Genomic DNA, 16734 nt, shown 5'->3' with positions numbered 1-16734 from the left:
ATCGCAGGCGCCTGCCGGCGGACGAAACGACGGCGCATTCGCGGGTAAGAGTGCGTTCATCGCGTCAGCCAGCCGGGCACGCGGTCGGGGTTCCTGGCATGGATCGGCAGCCGTCCCGCCAGCACCGCCTTGACCTGCTCGACGGTTTCCATCGCCTGAAACTCGGACGGTTCGATCATCAACGCCGCCGAGTGCGGCGTGGCGACAACGTTCGGCAGGCGGGCAAGCCGCAGCGAGGGCTGCTGGTCGGGTCCATCACCGACGTCGAGCCCGGCGCCGGCAATGGCACCGGAGGTGAGCGCGGCCTCGAGCGCATCCTCGTCGACGAGGATGCCGCGCGAGATGTTGATGAAAAAGGCATCGCTACGCATCTTCGCGAAGGCCGAGGCGTTCATCATGCGTTCGGTCTCGGGCGTCGCATAGGCGGCGCAGACGACGAAATCCGGCTGCGACAGCACCTCGTCGAGACCGACCGCGTTCACCGCGCCATTGTCCATCCAGGCATAGGGATCGTGGACCGACACCTTCATCTTGAAGGCCAGCGCCAGCTCGACGATGCGGCGGCCGATCGACCCGTAGCCGATCACTCCCACATGGGCACCGGCCATCTGCCGGCCGAACACCATCGGGTGGCCGGCATCGCCCGCATGATAGCGCCCGGCGTCGCGGGTGATGTTGCGGGCGAGATCGAGCATCAGCGCGAGTGCGTGTTCGGCCACCGCGTCATTATAGCCGGAGGAGCAGTTGCAGATCAGGATGCCGGCGTCGGACGCGGCGGCGACATCGATGTTGCGCATGTCGACCGCGCAGCGGGTGAACAGCCTCACATCGCCCAGCTTTTGCATCACCTCGCGCGGGCCGGCGGCGAGACGGTCGGAAATCACCACCTGGCAGCCCTCCGCCGCCGTCACCAGCGCATCGCCGGACAGCGGCGTGTCGCTGTCGTTCATCACCAGCTCGATGGGGAGCGCCTTCAGCGCCTCCACGGCGCGCAAGCCGTAGAAATGCGTGAGTAGGTCGCGGTTATGGGTCAGCAATACACGCATGTCAGGCCATTCCATCAACGATATGGGCCGGCAGTTGCGCCATCACCCAGCGGTTCATCGCCAGCACCATGTCGTCGCGCCAGGAGAGCGGGCCGGGCCGCGCGAGGATGGAGGAGAGGCCGATCTGCTGCTTTTCGAGGATGCCGACATCCTCCAGCGCCACCGCTTCCCAGCGCTTGTAGTAGGGCGCGGCGCGCTCCTCGAAGTCCGGCAATTCGGTATAGGCCTTGGGGAAGCAGCCGCCGACCGAGAGCACCGAGCGGTCCACCGCGATCGGGCGCACCGCCAGCCACCACATGCAGTCCTGCGCGCAGGCGAACTGGATGGTCGGCTCGATGACGGTGAAGTAGGTGCCCTTGCGCGACTGCTCCGAAAGGCCCTCGATCACCGGAAACGGCGGCTCCTGGCCGAGCACCGCGATGGAGCGGTTCGACTGCACCTGGATGACGTGCCACTCGCCCTGCGTCGGAAAGCTCACCGAGCGCTGCGCGCCGACGGTGGCGGCATGGACGATGCCGGTGTGGTAGGTCTCCATGGCGTTTTCGAGCAGCAGCTTCCAGTTGCACTTCGTCTCGATCTCGATGTGCCAGGTCTTCACCATCTCGCCCAGCCGATGGCTGCCGATCAGTTCCGGCATGTTGCCGAGATGGGTCATCAGGTCGGGTGCGTGGTCGTCGTAATTGAGGAAGATCGAGCCCTCCCAGACCTCCAGCCGGATCGGGATCAGCCCGTGCGGCGGCTTCTCGAATTTCGGCACCTCGCGCATGCCCGGCGCACCGGCCAGCGTGCCGTCGAGCCGGTAGTTCCAGGCGTGGTAGGGGCAGATGATGTTGCTGGCGTGTCCGCATCCCTCAAGCAGGATCGAGGCACGATGCCGGCACACATTGGCGAAGGCGCGCAGCACGCCGTCCTCGCCGCGCACCAGCAGCACCGGTCCGCCGACGCTGTCGAGCGCCTTGTAGTCGCCGGGATTTCGCACCTCCTCGACGCGTCCCGCGAAGAACCAGTTCTTCAGGTGGATATGCTCCACCTCCGCCTTGAACACCGCGGGATCGGTGTAGAATCGCGTCGGCGCGCTCTTGGCGTCGCCGAGCGGCGGCTCGGTCCAGACATAGGGCTCGGGAACCAGAGTGGTCTCAACGTTCATGACCGGGTGCCTCCGTTCAGCGGGGCTCGGCGTTCAGGCGGTGTTCCGCCTGGCCGAGTTGGACGAGATGAAGGGCGATGACGGCGACGTGGCCGGCCAGCATGGCCGCCATGCCCTGGACGTCGTGCGGCGGGCTCAGCGTGTTGATGTCGACCCCGACGAGGTCGAGCCCCTTGAGCCCGTGCAGCAGGTCGAACACTTCGGCCACCGGCGGGCCGCCCCAGGTGGGGGTGGCGACGCCGGGTGCCGCCGAAGGGTCGAAATAATCCATGTCGAAGGACAGGTGCACCGGGCGCGTGCCGACCACCTCGCGCACTTCGGCGGCGATGGCGACAGCACCACGCCGGCGCACCTCCTCGCCGGTGATCAGCCGGAAGCCGAGCCCGCGCGTATGATCATAGGCGCCGGGCACCGGCATGGTGCCGCGGGCGCCGATGTGGAAGGAGCGGCGGGTGTCGATCAGCCCCTCCATGGCGGCGCGGGTGAAGGTGGTGCCGGTGTTGATGTCGTCGCCCGGATAGGCGTCGGTGTGGGCGTCGATGTGGATGAGCACCAGCTCGGGATAGCGGCGGGCGAGGGCGCGCAACACCGGCAGCGTCACGGTGCCGTCGCCGCCGACGCAGAGCGGTACCGCATCGGCCTTCACCACCTCATGGATCGCCGCCTCCATGGTCGCGAGCGAGGGGCCGATGTCGGAGGCGATCACGTCGACGTCGCCGAGATCGACAACCCGGCCGCCGGCGCGCGGATCGACATCGGCGAGGGGGGGGTAATAGGGGCGGACCTCGCTCGACATGGCGCGGAACGCCGCCGGTCCCTGCCGCGAGCCGATGCGAGTGGCATGGGTGCCGCAGTCGAACGGCAGGCCGATCACCGCGATCTGTCCGGCGCTGGCCTGCGTTGCCTGCGGCACGCCGAGAAAGGTGCCCAGGCGCATCTTAGGCGTTGATGCGCCAGAGAATTCCGTCATGCATCGACTCCCATGTAGAAGGCCTTCACGCGCTCGGTATCGATGTTGGCGCCGCTGTCCTCGTGGACGATGCGGCCGAGGCGCATGATGTAGACGTGATCGGAGAGGCGCATGGCCTCGATGGCGTTTTGCTCGACCAGCAACACGGTGGTGCCGAGTTTGCGGATCTCCAGCACGGTGTCGAGGATCAGGTCGATCATCTGCGGGGCGAGGCCCATGGTGGGCTCATCCATGATCAGCAGCTGCGGCCGGGACATCAGCCCGCGGGCGATGGCGAGCATCTGCTGCTCGCCGCCGGACAAGGTGCCCGCCGCCTGGTGCATCCGCTTGCCGAGAATGGGGAACAACTGGGTCAACCGCTCGATGTCGCCGGCGATTTCGGTGGCGTCGCCGCGCGAATAGGCGCCGAGCGCCAGGTTCTCCCGCACGCTCATGCCGGCGAAAACCCTACGCCTTTCAGGGACATGGGCGATGCCGTGGCTCACGCGCAGCTCCGGCGCCAGGCCGGTGATGTCCTCGCCGGCGAACACGATGCGGCCGGCGGCGAGCGGCAGCAGGCCCGACAACGCCATCAGCGTCGTGGTCTTGCCGGCGCCGTTGGAGCCGACCAGCGATACGATGCGGCCCGGCTCGACGGCGAGGTCGACCGCGTCGACGGCGCGGATGCGGCCATAGGAGACCGACAGGCCGGAGACCTTCAGCAGCGGTTCGACCGGCCGTTCGATGAGGCCAGTGGGGTGTATGATGGGGCCAGAATGCGTCATCGGGATCACCTCGCCCGGCCGAGATAGGCAGCCTGCACGGCCGGATCGGACAGAACCCGTTCCGGCGCGCCGTCGGCCAGTAGCTTGCCGTATTCGAGTACGGTCAGATGGTCGCACAGGCTGCGGACGATCTGCATGTCGTGCTCGATGAGCAGCACGGCGATGCCCTGCGCCCGCACCTGCCGGACCAGCTCGGCGATTTCCTGCTTCTCCACCGCGTTCATGCCGGCGAGCGGCTCGTCGAGCAGCAGCAGCTTGGGCGAGGACATCAGCGCGCGGGCGATCTCGACGCGGCGCTGGTGGCCGTAGGAGAGGGTGGTGGCGACGCGGTCGGCAATGTCGTGCCGCAAGCCGACGAAGTCGAGCAGCTCATGGGCACGGGCGATCATCGCCCGCTCGGCGGTGCGGGCGGCGCGGCCACCGAAGATCAGCGCCGGGGCCGAGGCGGAAAAGCGCTGATGCGCGCCCACCAGCACGCTCTCCAAAACCGTCATGGCACCGAACAAGCGGATGTTCTGGAAGGTGCGGGCAAGGCCGCGGCGGGCGAAGCCGTTGACGTTCAGCCCGCCGATTTCCTCGCCATCGAAGACGAGACGGCCGGCGGTCGGGCGGATGAAGCCGGTGAGCACGTTCAGCACCGTGGTCTTGCCGGCGCCGTTCGGCCCGATGAGGCCGTGAATCGCTCCCCGCGCGACCGCCATGTCGAGCCCGCCGACGGCTTCCAGCCCGCCGAAGCGGACCACTACCTGCCGGGCTTCGAGCAGAGCGCCGCCTTTCAGCTCCGTCATGCGGCCTCCTTCGCCCGCGCGCCGGGCATGGTGAGGCCGACGCGGGCGCTGGCGGCGAGGCCCTGCGGGCGGAACACCATCAGCACGATGAGCACCACCCCGAGCAGGGCGAAGCGGGTTTCCGGATAGGCCTGCACGAAGGGCAGGTCGAGCGCCAGCTGCAGGAACACGATCCAGATCAGCGCCCCGACGAACGGGCCGATAAAGGTGCCGAGCCCGCCGAGCACCACCAGCATCAGCAGCAGGATGTTCTCGAACAGGCTGAAGTTCAGCGGGCTGATATATTGCTGGGAATGGGCGTAGAACACGCCGACGAAGCCGCCGACGAAGCCGCTCGCGGCATAGGCATAGAGCTTGTAGCGGGCGGTGGGCACGCCCATCGCCTCGGCGGCCTCCTCGTCCTCGCGGATCGCCACCCAGGCGCGGCCGACATAGGAGCGCACCAGCCGGGCGACGGCGAACACCACTACCGCCGCCAGCGCCAGCGCGAAGAAGAACTGCGCCCGCGGCGAGCCGAGCGAGATGCCGAACAGATTCGGCGCCGGAATGCCGCGAATGCCCATCGGCCCGCGGGTCAGGTCCATCCAGTTGATGGCGACGACGCGGACGATCTCGCCGAAGCCCAGCGTCATGATGGCGAGGTAGTCGCCGCGCAGCCTGAGCGTCGGGGTGCCGAGCAGCACCGCCAGGCCGGCGGCGAGCAGGCCGCCGAGCGGCAGGTTGAGATAGAGCAGCCACCACACCTCCTGCGGGGCGACGCCGTAGCTCTCCTTCAGCACCAGCACGAACAGGATGGAGGTGAGATAGGAGCCGACCGCCCAGAAGGCGACGAAGCCGAGATCGAGCAGCCCGGCGAAGCCGACGATGACGTTCAGCCCGCTCGCCAGCATGCCGTAGATCACCACCATGGTGAGGATGCGCAGCCAGTAGTCGGACGGCACCAGCGTGCCGACCACGATGGCGATGGCGAGCAGGCCGAGCGCTGCCGGCGCGCCGGCGGCCGCGAAGCGGGCCAGCAGCGCATCGACGCGGGCGAAGACGGCGCGCAGCCAGAAGGCGCCGGCCTCCGAGGCGCCGCCGAGCAGGCTGCCGCGTCCGGCGGAATTGAGCTCCGGCCGCCCCAGCAGGCCCTGCGGGCGCAGATAGAGCAGACCGACCAGCAGCACGAAGCTGATCGCGTCCTTCCAGGCGGTGCCGTTCGGCAGGTAGCCGGCGCCCAGCGCCTCGACCAGGCCGAGGATGAGGCCGCCCAGCGCCGCGCCGGGGATCGAGCCGATGCCGCCGAGCACGGCGGCGGTGAGCGCCTTCAATCCGGGCAGGAAGCCCATGCTGGAATGGGCGAAGCCATAGGTCTGCGCATAGAGCAGCCCGGCGAGCGCGGCGAAGCCGGAGCCGATGGCGAAAGCCGCCGCTACCACCCGGTTGACCGGGATGCCGACCAGCATCGCCGCGGTCTGGTCCTCGGCGCTGGCGCGCATGGCACGCCCGAGCGAGGAGCGGGCGATGAACAGCGACAGGCCGAGCATGGCGACGATGGCGGTGGCCATCACCACCAGATCCATCACCGACAGATAGATGGAATCGAACAGCACCACCGGCGGCAGGGTGGCGAGGTAGAATTGCGGAAAGCGCAGCTCCTCGGCGCCCCAGGCGGTCTGGGCGAGGCTCTGCAGCACCACGGAGACTGCGATCGAGGTGATGAGCGGGGCGAGGCGCGGGGCGTTGCGCAGCGGCCGGTAGGCGATGCGGTCCACCACCACGCCGATCACCCCGGTGATGACGATGGCGCCGAGCGCGGCGATGGGCAGCGGGAAGCCGGGCATCGGCACGACGGTTCCGAACAGCCGCACCTCCGGCAGCATCAGCGAGGTGGTGAGGAAGGCGCCGAGCATGAACAGCTCGCCAAAGGCGAAATTCACCAGCCGCACCACGCCATAGACCAGCGTGAACGCGACCGCGGTGAGGGCGTAGATCGCCCCGAGCACCAATCCGTTCGCCAGTAGCTGTCCGAAATAGTCCATCATGCCTCTTCGCGTGGCCCGGCTGGGCCCTTGCCCGTCAGGTGCTTCGGTGCCGCGCGTCGGGCGCGGCGCCGGTCGATGGTGGAGGGCGTGTGCCGCCGGGGCGGACGCCCTCTTCTTTCTTACCCTCTCCCCGTTGGGGAGAGGTGGCCCGCGTTAGCGGGTCGGTGAGGGGAGACGCCATTGGGAAGCGTCGAAGACCCCTCACCCCACCCCTCTCCCCGACGGGGAGAGGGAGGCTCGCTTCTCTCCGCCGTGGCTCCGGCGGGCAATGGTGGAACCGCCGACGGGCGGCTCCTTTCCTTTCTCCGACGGGGAGAGGGAGCATCCCCTCCTACCGCCGTTGTCGGGAAGGGCAACGGCGGAGGCAGCCTGCCGCCGATCCTTTCCCCTCTGCCGCCGCCCACCGGGCGGCCCCCGCCTCACGGCTGCTTGGGCGCCAGGCCGAACTTGCCGTCCTTCACGGCGAGGAAATACAGCGCGCCGGCGCGGTCACCGCTGGCGTCGAAGCTGGTCGGGCCGGTGACGCCGGGCACGTCCTTCAGCTTGCCGAAGGCGGTGTTGAGGCTTTCACGGGTGACCGGGCCGTCCTTGGCGGCGAGATCGACGGCGGCGCCGAGCGCCATGCCGGCATCGTAGCCCAGGGCCGCCCAGGCGCTCGGATCCTCCTTGTAGGTCGCCTTGTAGGCCGACAGGAAGGCTTCCGTCGCCGGGGTGGCGACCGCCGGATCGAACATGCCGTAGACGATCATGCCTTCGACGGCGCCGCGGCCGAGCTTCATCAGATCGACGTTGAGCGCGCCGTCGGTCGACAGCAGCTGCGCCTTGATGCCCAGCGCGCGGGCCTGCTCGGCGATCTTGGCCGCTTCGGTGTAGAAGCCACCGATGAAGATCGCGTCCGGCTGGGCGGAACGCACCTTGGTCAGCAGGGTGCGGAAGTCCTTGGCGCCGAGCAGATAGGATTCGGTGCCGGCGATCTTGGCCCCGGCCTTCTCGGCGGCCTCGGAGAACGCCTTGGCGACGCCGATGCCGTAATCGTCCTGCTGGTTGAGCACGTAGACCGACTTGAGGCCCAGCGTCTTGGCCGCGTAGGTGCCGGCCATCGCGCCCTGCACCGCGTCGGTGAGCACGTTGCGGCGGAAATACGGGCTGACATTCGACAGCGCCGGGCTGGTGACCGCCGAGGCGAGCACCGGCAGCTTGCACTCGGTGAATACCGGGATGGCCGCCAGCGCGATGGAGGAGAAGGAATAGCCCATCACCACGTCGACATTCTTGTCGGAGCAGAAGCGCTGGGCGATCAGCACGCCCTCGCGCGCCTCGCCGCGATCGTCCACCGCGTCGATCTTGTAGGTGGCGCCGCCCTTCTTGTTGAGCTCGGCCACCGCCAAGTCGAGACCCTTGCGCATGTTGAGGCCGAAGGCGGCGAAGTCGCCGGACAAAGCGGCGGTGAAGCCGATGGTGATGTCTTCCGCCCGGGCGAGGCCGGGCGTTGCCAGGAGGCCGATGCCGATGAGGGCAGCGGCGATGCGTTTGACCGTCATGCGAGTTCTCCTCTGGGGGAAGATCGTGCGTTTGCCGCACGCTGCCTTGTTGTGATGGGCGAAGTTTCGATGGGCGCGGGCGATCAGCGGAGCTCGACCGTCATCCAGGTTTCGAAGCAATAATCGTCGGCCAGCGACATCACGCCGATGGAGGCGCGGCCGCCGACGCCGATCTCGGGGCCGAACACTTCTTCGAACAGGTCCGACAGCCCGCTCGCCACCAGATGCGGCTGGGTGAAGGCCGGGTCGCAGGCAATGAAATTGAGCGAGCGCACCAGGCCCTTGACGCGGTCGAGGTCGCCCACCGCATCGAGGATGCAGCCGAGGCAGTTGAGCCCGGTGAGCCGGGCGGCCGCGTAGCCCTCCTCGACGGTGACGTCGCGGCCGAGGCGGCCGGGGAACCGCACCTTGCCGCTCGCGTCGACGCCGGCGGTCTGACCGGACAGGAACAGCAGCTTGTCGCTGAGATAATGCGGCTTCATCTTGCCGTAGAGCGTGCCGTAATAGCTATCGCCGCCGCCGGCCGACGGAATGGCGAGCCCGAGCTCCGCCACGCGCTGCGTTGCCGACATGACCATCCGTACACCTCTCCACTCACCGTGCCTTGCCCTCGATCTCCCTTCGATTTCGTTGCGTCGTCAAACGTAAAATCAGCGATTGTCCATAAGGCAAGGTTATAGCCTGGCGCCTGCCGGAACGGGGGCGGCCGGCTGCCCCAACTTTGGGCGCCGCCGGCCGCAACTGGGCCGGGTTTCAGCGCGGGGCGAGCAGATCCGGCGCGATGGCGCGGCGGAAACGGTCCATGAAGGCGACCGAAATGCGCGAGGGCGGCCGGGTGCTCGGGCGGAACATGCCGAAGCGGTAGGGTAGTACCGGGCGGAACGGCACCGCGACCAGCCCCATCGCCTGGAAGAAGCGGGCGGTGGCGGGGTCGACCAGCGTCACCGCGCCGAGCTGCTGCACCAGCACGCAGGCGGTGCCGAAGAACTCCACCTCCGCCACCACGTTCCAATGCGCATGCGCCTCGAAGAACGCCTCGGCAGCGGCGATGTGGGTGATGTGCTCGGGAAACAGGGTGACGAAGGGCATGGAATCCAGCTGGGCCGGCCCGACGACCGTCTCGCGCGCCAGCGGGTGATCGGCGCGCATCACGCACATGCAGCCGACCTCGAACAGTTCGAGCGAGGCGACATGGATGTCGATCGGCAGCTCCGCGAAGCCGACATCGAAGGCGCCGATGGTGCCGAGGTCGCGGACCGCATAGGAGGAGCGGGTGATGAAGCGCGCGGTGGCGCCGGCGTTCTCCCGGAGCACGCCCGCGATGATCGGCGGCAGCAGATAGGTGGCGAGGCCGGGCGGCGAGGCGATCAGCAGCGTCGCCGAGGACAGGCCCTTGAGATTGCGGGAGATCGCCAGGGTGCGGTCCATCGCGTCCAGCGTGCGCACGATGGCGGCGAACAAGGTCTCGGCCTCGGGCGTCGCCTCCAGCCGCCCATGGGCGCGGTGGAACAGCTTCAGGCCGATCTCGTCCTCCAGCCGGGCGATGAGGTTGCTGATGGCCGGCTGCGATTTGCGCAGCACCGCCGCCGCCGCGCTCATCGAGCCGTTCTCATAGACGGCCCGGAAGGCTTCGAGATGCCGTGTATCCATCGGGGCTGGACCCAACCTGTTGCCTGACTTGCCGCACGTCCGGCCGGCATCCGGCGACGATCGGTGTCGGTGACGATGGCCGCCCGTTGCTTATCAGCGATGCGCCCGCACCGGAACATCCGGATCCGGCCCTGGCGCCTGTGGCGCCTGCCTGGTGAGCCGCACGCCAGAGTGTGCTGAAACGGTAACAGGTTCCTCACGATTCCGTATGGTGACGTGTCCGTCCGCCCTATCATCTTGGCCCCGAAGGTCATTGATGATCACATGGCGCCCCCGATGGGAGGCCGCCCAAGTGCGGTGTCGGGAAGCAGGGCCGGGGTGGAGCACGATGAGCCGACACGCGTATATGAGGCAGCAGCGCCAGCTTCTCCTGACCGGCGCCAGTTGCCTCGTGATTGCGTTATGCGTGCAGACCCATGCGTCGGCACAGGCCGATGAGCGCATCGCCAATGTCGTGCGCGGCGCAAGCGGCACTTCCTACACCAATGAACACGGGGCGGCGGCGGGGCAGTCGGCCGAACCGGTGTCCGTCGTCGTGGAAAAGGGTTTTGGCGCCAAGGACAGCCCGCTCGTCGAAGCGGGGTCGGTCGGCGGCAATGGCGGGACCGGCGCTGCCGAGCGCACCCGGCTCGACGAGATTCTCGGGCATGCGGCCGACGTATCGGGCAAGGATGGCGGCGATGCCGGCGATGTCCACGTCACCATCCGGGAAGGCGCCGCGCTGTATGTTCCTGACGTCCACCGCGCCAATAACGACCGGGCGGTCGTCGAGGCCTATTCCATCGGCGGGTATGGCGGTGTCGGCGGCGACAGGATCGGTCGCGGCGGCAGCGGCGGGGCGGTTACCGTCGATCTGGACGCGACGTTGTTCGAGAGCGGGGCCGATATCGGTTCGGTCATGGGAATCTGGGCGCTTTCGAAAGGTGGGCAGTCCGGCCGCAACCGGGCCGGCGATCCGATCGCGTTCGCCTTCGATCGCAATGACGTCTGGGAAGCCAGCCAGTATGCCGGCGGAGCCGGCGGCACGGTGACGGTCAATATCGGCCAGACGGGCCGCGTCGAGACCTGGAGCGAGCTGCCCGCCCTCCTGGCGGAATCCATTGGAGGCGCCGGTCTGGAAGCCGGCTATGACGATGAGGGCAGGCTCACGCCGGGCGGCATCGGCGGCGATGTGACCGTAACCAATGACGGCCAGATCCAAACCCATGAGCAGCGGGCGCATGGCGTCATTCTTCGCTCCGTCGGCGGCCAGGGCGGCCAGGCCATTACCCATTTCGACGATGACGGCGTCGCCATCGGCGGCACTCCCGGCGCGGCCGGCGGCCGTGGCGGCCGTGTGCAACTGTTCCAGAACGGCAGCATCACCACCTCCGGGGACTATGCATTCGGCGCCTATGCCGCCGCCATGGGAGGGCCCGGCGGCCATGGCGGCAGTTCCGAGGACATCTTCACACGGGGTGGCAATGGCGGGGATGGCGGCCGCGGCGGCAGCGTCGACGTGTTCAATACCGGCACCATCACCACGACCGGGCAGGGCTCGATCGGGTTGGTGGGGCAGAGTCTCGGCGGCGGTGCGGCGCTGGCGGCGGTGCGGCTGTCGCGGATAGTGCCGGGCTCCTATGTCGGCGGCGGCGCCGGCGGCGACGGGACCTTCTTCTCCAAGGGGGGAACCGGCGGCTATGGAGGCGACGGCGGGCGGGTGGTGATCACCCATGACGGCAGCATCACCACATCCGGCAAGGATGCCTATGGCCTGCTGGCCCAGAGCGTCGGCGGCGGCGGTGGGGCCGGTGGCGATGCCGGCGGCTTCGCCATCCTCCTGGGTGTCGCGCGCGGCGGCGACGGGGGCGCCGGCGGCAATGGCGGCACGGTCAGGATCCGGCCGACCGCCGACGGCAAGCACGGGAGCATCGTCACCTCGGGCAATAATGCCAGCGGCATCGTCGCCCAGAGCATCGGCGGCGGCGGCGGCGTCGGCGGCAGCGCGACCAGCAAGACCGGCGGCATCGTGGCGGCCATATCGGTGTCGATCGGCGGCGATGGCGGCGATGGCGGCACCGGCGGCCGGGTGAGCATCGACAACACCTCGAACATCACCACGACCGGCGTCGGTGCGCACGGCATGGAGGCGAGCAGCATCGGCGGCGGCGGCGGGCGAGGGGGCGACGCCTCCGCCTATGCGATGGCCGTGGGCCTGCCGGATATTCCGAGCTTCAGCATGACCTATTCGCTGGGCGGATCGGGCGGCAAGGGCGGCAATGGCGGCACCGCCACGGTGGTGAACCGCGCCGACATCACCACCACCAGAGACAGTTCCGTCGGCATGCTGATCAGCAGCATCGGCGGCGGTGGCGGCAATGGCGCCGCTGCCAGTTCGATCAGCGACATGCTGGGCGTCAGCTTAAATTTCGGCGTCTCGCTGGGCATTGGCGGCACCGGCGGCGGCGGCGGCAATGGCGCCGACGCGCTGGCCACCAACAGGGGGACGATCACCACCTCCGGCGCCTTCTCCCCGGCGATGCAGGTGGTGAGCATCGGCGGCGGCGGCGGCAATGGCGGCCCCGGCTCCTCATCGGTGAAGACCGGGCTCAGCACCGATTCCAGCCTCGGCGGCTATGTGCTGGAGACGGCGGCGGGCGCGATCCCGAACGGGGCCTCCCTCGGGGTCAGCATCGGCGTCGGCGGCAACGGCGCCGACGCCGGAACGGGAGGCAAGGCCGACGCGACCAATGCGTCGAGCCTGCTGACGCGCGGCTCGTCCTCCACCGGCCTGCTGGTGCAGAGCGTCGGCGGCGGCGGCGGCAATGGCGGCGGCTATCTGACGGCGAGTTCGGCCGACGGCAACGTGCAGCTCGGCGTCGGCGGCAAGGGTGGCAAGGGCGGCGATGGCGGCCCGGCGAACGCCACCAATGAGCGCCTCGCCAGCATCACCACCCATGGCGACGGTGCCTTCGGCATGCACGCCCAGAGCGTGGGCGGCGGCGGCGGCAATGGCGGCGCCTATGGCGACTCCACCGAACCTCAGGGAGACGCGGTCACCGATGTCGCCTCAAGCGTCGTCAAGATCGCCAACCACCTGGTCCAGGGCAACGACCTGCTCTCGAAGATTGCCGGCAACAAGGTCGGCTGGCTGAACGAGAACTCGTCGTTTCAGCTCAAGCTGCTCACCGCCAAATCGATCCTGACCGGCATCAAGGCCGGACTGGCCCAGGCCAAGCAGGACATCGCGGACGCGCGGCGCGACGCGGCGCGGCAGATCGCGGCGGGCAATGACGGCTCGCTGTCGGCCAAGGCGGCGCTTGAGGAGGTGGAGCGGCGGATCGACTACAAGAAGATCTATACCGACGCGCTCGTCGAGGCGGTGAAGACCGCCGCGGTCAAGGATCTGATCACGCGCGTGAACAGCGTGACGCAGTATCTCGCCAAGGAAGGCTGGGCGAGCGGCAAGGTGAAGGAAACCCCCATTCCGGTGCCGATCACGCTCGACGTGCAGGTCGGCGGCAAGGGCGGCGCCGGCGGCAAGGGCGGCGAGGTCACCGCCAAGAACGAGGGCACCATCACCACACGTGGCGCCATCGCCCATGCCATGCTGGCGCAATCGATCGGCGGCGGCGGCGGCACCGCCGGCGGCTCGGTCACGGTCGGGCCCGGGGTGTTCGATATCAACATGACCATCGGCAACCGCTCCGGCAGCGCCTCCGGCGCCGGGGCCGGCGCCACGCTGACCAATAGCGGGACGATCACCACGACCGGCAACGCGGCCTTCGGCATGCTCGGCCAGAGCATCGGCGGCGGCGGCGGCCTGGTGGCGGCGACCTCCAGCAAGGCGATGACGGCGGACATGAACGCCAGGGTGAACCTTGGCGCCCGCATCAATTCGCAGGCCGATGGCGGGGTCGTCACGCTGAACAATTTCCACTCCATCACCACCCGCGGCAAGGAAGCGCACGGCATCGTCGCGCAGAGCATCGGCGGTGGCGGCGGCGTCTATGTGATCAACCGGCGCGATCCCGCCCAGGCCGATGCGCTCGCGGCCAGCATCGAGGAGGCGGAGGCGCTCCAGGAACTCGATGCGCTGCTGGCGGATGTCGCCAGCGAGGCCGGCGATTCGCGCCTGAACCTGAAGGCGCTGCGCGAGGCCGAGACCAGGGGCCTTTCCGCCGCCAACGTCACCGCCCAGTTCGGCGGGGCGGCGAACAGCTTGTACGACCCCTTCGGCGGGTCGGGCGGCGAGGTGAAGGTGACGACCGCCGGCGCCATCACCACCACCGGCCTCGGCGCCATCGGCGTGGTGGCCCAGAGCATCGGCGCGGGCGGCGGCCTCGGCGCCGATGCCAGCAGCCAGCAGAAGCCGGTTCACTTCAACCTGACCTTTGGCGGCCTCTCCAGCTCGGATAACGAGCGCAACGCCGGTGGAGACGGCGGCAATGTCACCCTCACCATGGGCGCGGGCGCACGGATCACCACGGCCGGCGACGGCGCCCATGGCGCGCTGCTCCAGTCGATCGGCGGCGGCGGCGGCTATGGCGGCGTCGGAACCGGCCAGATCAAGATGGCGTCGATCTTCGACCTGGCGGAGACCACGCGGCGGGTCAATGGCTGGGTGCCGTCCTACGGCCATGGCGGCAACGTCACCGTGGACATGGACCCCCCCGCCTCGCGCATGTCCATCGCCACCTCCGGCACGCGGGCGCACGGCCTGTTCATCCAGAGCCTGACGGGGGGCGGAGGCGCCGCCTTCGACGTCAACGGAAGCGACGTGGCGCCGATCACCAGCGCGCTGAGCCGGCCGATCCGCCGGTTCAAGACCTTCGTCTGGGGCATCATCGAGGACACCTATGACGAGCACACCGACCCACCCGGCCGAGCCGACCACTTCAATCCGAACTGGCACACCGGCCATGCCGGCAAGGTGACGCTGGATACCCGGGGCGACATCATCGCCACCGGCAGGGACGCCTATGGCGTCTTCATCCAGGCCGGCCGCCAGAAGACGGACGGCTCGATCGACAGCCGCGTCGCCTATTGGAACGGCAGCGTCGACATCACGCATGACGGCACGATCTGGGGCGGCTCCGGAGCCGGGGCGGGAATCCGGATCGACTCGTCCGGGCAGAATACCGTCAAGCTCGCCGACGGCTCGCTGCTGGGGGCGACCTCCGGGCTGGCGCTGCTCTCGCGGCTGGGCACGACCAGCGTCACCAATTGGGGCACGATCGAGGGCGACGTGCTGCTGTCGTCGGGCGCCAACCCGTTTTCCACCGAGGCCGGCGGCACCTACAGGAGCCGGCCGGGTCTCGGCACCGTCGAGATGGGCGGCAGGGGGTCGAGCTTCGAAAGCAAGGGCACGCTCGACATTGGCGGCCGCAACAACGTCTCCGTGCTGAACGTGACCGCCGAAAAGGTCGTCCTGAGCGGCGAGATGCTGGCCGACGTCACCAGCCTCACGCCCCCTGCCTCCGTGCAGGACAGGCTCTATGCCAGCGGAACGATCACGGTGCGCGACCTGCTGATCTCGCCCTATGCCGTCGACCGACTGGTGCCGCAGTCCTTTCAGCTGATCTCCTCGACCGGCCGGCTCTCGGCGAGCCAGGTCACCACGCTCGCCCGCGAGGGCAACCCGATCTCCTGGTCGGCAAGCTCCACCGATCACGCCCTGTCGGTGGCGCCGACGGCCCGCTTCCGCACCCCGGAGAGCGGGACCGACGCCTGGAACGACAATGAGCGCCGGCTTGCCGACGGGCTGCAACAGGCATGGGACCGCGATCCCTGGCCGAGCTCGGCGATCTTCGCCCAGATCGCCAATCTCGGCTCGGCGGAAGATTACCGGCAGATGGTGGACAGCCAGTCCAGCGAAGGCCAGCAGGCACCGGCCATCACCCAGACCCTGGCCGCCCGCAGTTCGCTGAGCGCGGCGATGAGCTGCCCGATCTTCGTCGACGACGGGGTGATGATCACCGAAAGCCAGTGCGCCTGGGGCAAGGTGACGGCGTCGCGGATCACCATGGACGACACTTCCGCTGCGGACGGCTTCTCGCAGACCGGCATCACCATGCGCGCCGGCGCCCAGTGGGAAGTCGCCAAGGACTGGTTCATGGGCGTGTCCGGCGCCTACAGCACCACCGATCTCGATGCCAATGACGGCTACACGAACAGCAATGGCCAGGCCGGCGACGTATCGGTGGCGATCAAGCACCAGATGGGGCCGCTGCTGCTTTCCGCCGCGATGCAGGGAAGCTATGGCCGGTTCGACACCACCCGCCTGTTCGATTTCGACACCGAGGCCTGGCGCGCCTCCAACACCAACGATGTCTGGACCGCCGGGTGGCGGCTGCGGGCGGCCTATGAGTTCGTGCTGCCCAATCCGAGTTTCTATCTGCGGCCCTATGTCGATCTCGACGCGCTCTACACCTACATGCCGGGCGTCGTCATGGACACCGGCGAAGGGGTCAATCTGGCCAGCGACGCCATGCGCGAATGGAGTTTCGCCGTCAGCCCGGCGGTGGAGGTCGGCGCCCGCATCGATCTCGCCGAGGGCGGCTGGCTGCGGCCCTTCGCCATGGCGGGGGCGACCTTCCTGTCGAATGACGGGATGAGCCAGGCACTGAGTTTCGACACGGATTCCCGCCAGGGCATCGACTTCGTTTCCGAGGTCAGCTTGCCCGACACGCTGATCGATCTCGGCGCCGGCGTGCAATTCGTCGCCGGCAATGGCTATGAGCTGCGCGGGGAATACCGCGCCCAGATCGGCGACGACTATCTCGCCCAGGAAGCGAGCATCCGCCTCTCGGTGCCCTTCTGAGG

10 protein-coding genes are annotated in these 16734 nt (G+C 68.7%); 1 reads left to right on the top strand and 9 read right to left on the bottom strand.

Annotated features, from left to right (window positions below):
• Positions 1–56: 56 nt before the first annotated feature.
• The 9 genes from KHC24_RS21905 to KHC24_RS21865 all read right to left on the bottom strand — a co-directional run bounded on the left by KHC24_RS21905 (position 57) and on the right by KHC24_RS21865 (position 9930).
• Positions 57–1046 carry an NAD(P)-dependent oxidoreductase gene (locus KHC24_RS21905; protein ID WP_246547429.1) on the bottom strand — a complete coding sequence of 330 codons (990 nt, stop codon included), beginning with the start codon at positions 1044–1046 and terminating at the stop codon, positions 57–59.
• Position 1047: 1 nt separating this feature from the next.
• Complete coding sequence (locus tag KHC24_RS21900; RefSeq protein WP_213365773.1) at positions 1048–2193, bottom strand: aromatic ring-hydroxylating oxygenase subunit alpha; 1146 nt, start codon at positions 2191–2193, stop codon at positions 1048–1050.
• A 16-nt stretch (positions 2194–2209) separates the two neighbouring features.
• Positions 2210–3163: an arginase family protein gene (locus KHC24_RS21895; RefSeq protein ID WP_246547426.1), complete on the bottom strand. Its 954-nt coding sequence runs from the start codon at positions 3161–3163 to the stop codon at positions 2210–2212.
• Positions 3160–3867, bottom strand: coding sequence for an ABC transporter ATP-binding protein (locus tag KHC24_RS21890; protein WP_444979313.1), 708 nt, complete (start codon positions 3865–3867; stop codon positions 3160–3162). The genes KHC24_RS21895 and KHC24_RS21890 overlap by 4 nt, the downstream gene beginning before the upstream one ends.
• 65 nt (positions 3868–3932) lie before the next feature.
• A complete protein-coding gene (locus KHC24_RS21885; RefSeq protein ID WP_213365767.1) occupies positions 3933–4715 on the bottom strand; it encodes an ABC transporter ATP-binding protein in 783 nt (260 codons plus the stop codon).
• Complete coding sequence (locus KHC24_RS21880; RefSeq protein WP_246547424.1) at positions 4712–6739, bottom strand: ABC transporter permease; 2028 nt, start codon at positions 6737–6739, stop codon at positions 4712–4714. Before KHC24_RS21880 ends, KHC24_RS21885 begins: the two co-directional genes overlap by 4 nt.
• A 419-nt stretch (positions 6740–7158) precedes the next feature.
• On the bottom strand, positions 7159–8280 hold the full coding sequence (locus KHC24_RS21875) for an ABC transporter substrate-binding protein (RefSeq protein WP_213365764.1): 1122 nt from the start codon (positions 8278–8280) through the stop codon (positions 7159–7161).
• Positions 8281–8363: 83 nt separating this feature from the next.
• Entirely contained in the window at positions 8364–8858 is a 495-nt protein-coding gene (locus KHC24_RS21870) for a RidA family protein (protein ID WP_213365761.1), read from the bottom strand.
• 175 nt (positions 8859–9033) lie between these two features.
• Positions 9034–9930, bottom strand: a complete 897-nt coding sequence (locus KHC24_RS21865; RefSeq protein ID WP_213365758.1) for a LysR family transcriptional regulator — start codon at positions 9928–9930, stop codon at positions 9034–9036.
• Between the two features lie 328 nt (positions 9931–10258).
• On the opposite strand from KHC24_RS21865, the gene KHC24_RS21860 reads away from it, so the two are divergent.
• Entirely contained in the window at positions 10259–16732 is a 6474-nt protein-coding gene (locus KHC24_RS21860) for an autotransporter outer membrane beta-barrel domain-containing protein (protein WP_213365755.1), read from the top strand.
• Positions 16733–16734: the final 2 nt, after the last annotated feature.

This window comes from Ancylobacter defluvii, from assembly GCF_018390605.1.
Taxonomy (GTDB): domain Bacteria; phylum Pseudomonadota; class Alphaproteobacteria; order Rhizobiales; family Xanthobacteraceae; genus Ancylobacter; species Ancylobacter defluvii.
This window is presented reverse-complemented; position numbering and strand designations above follow the sequence as displayed.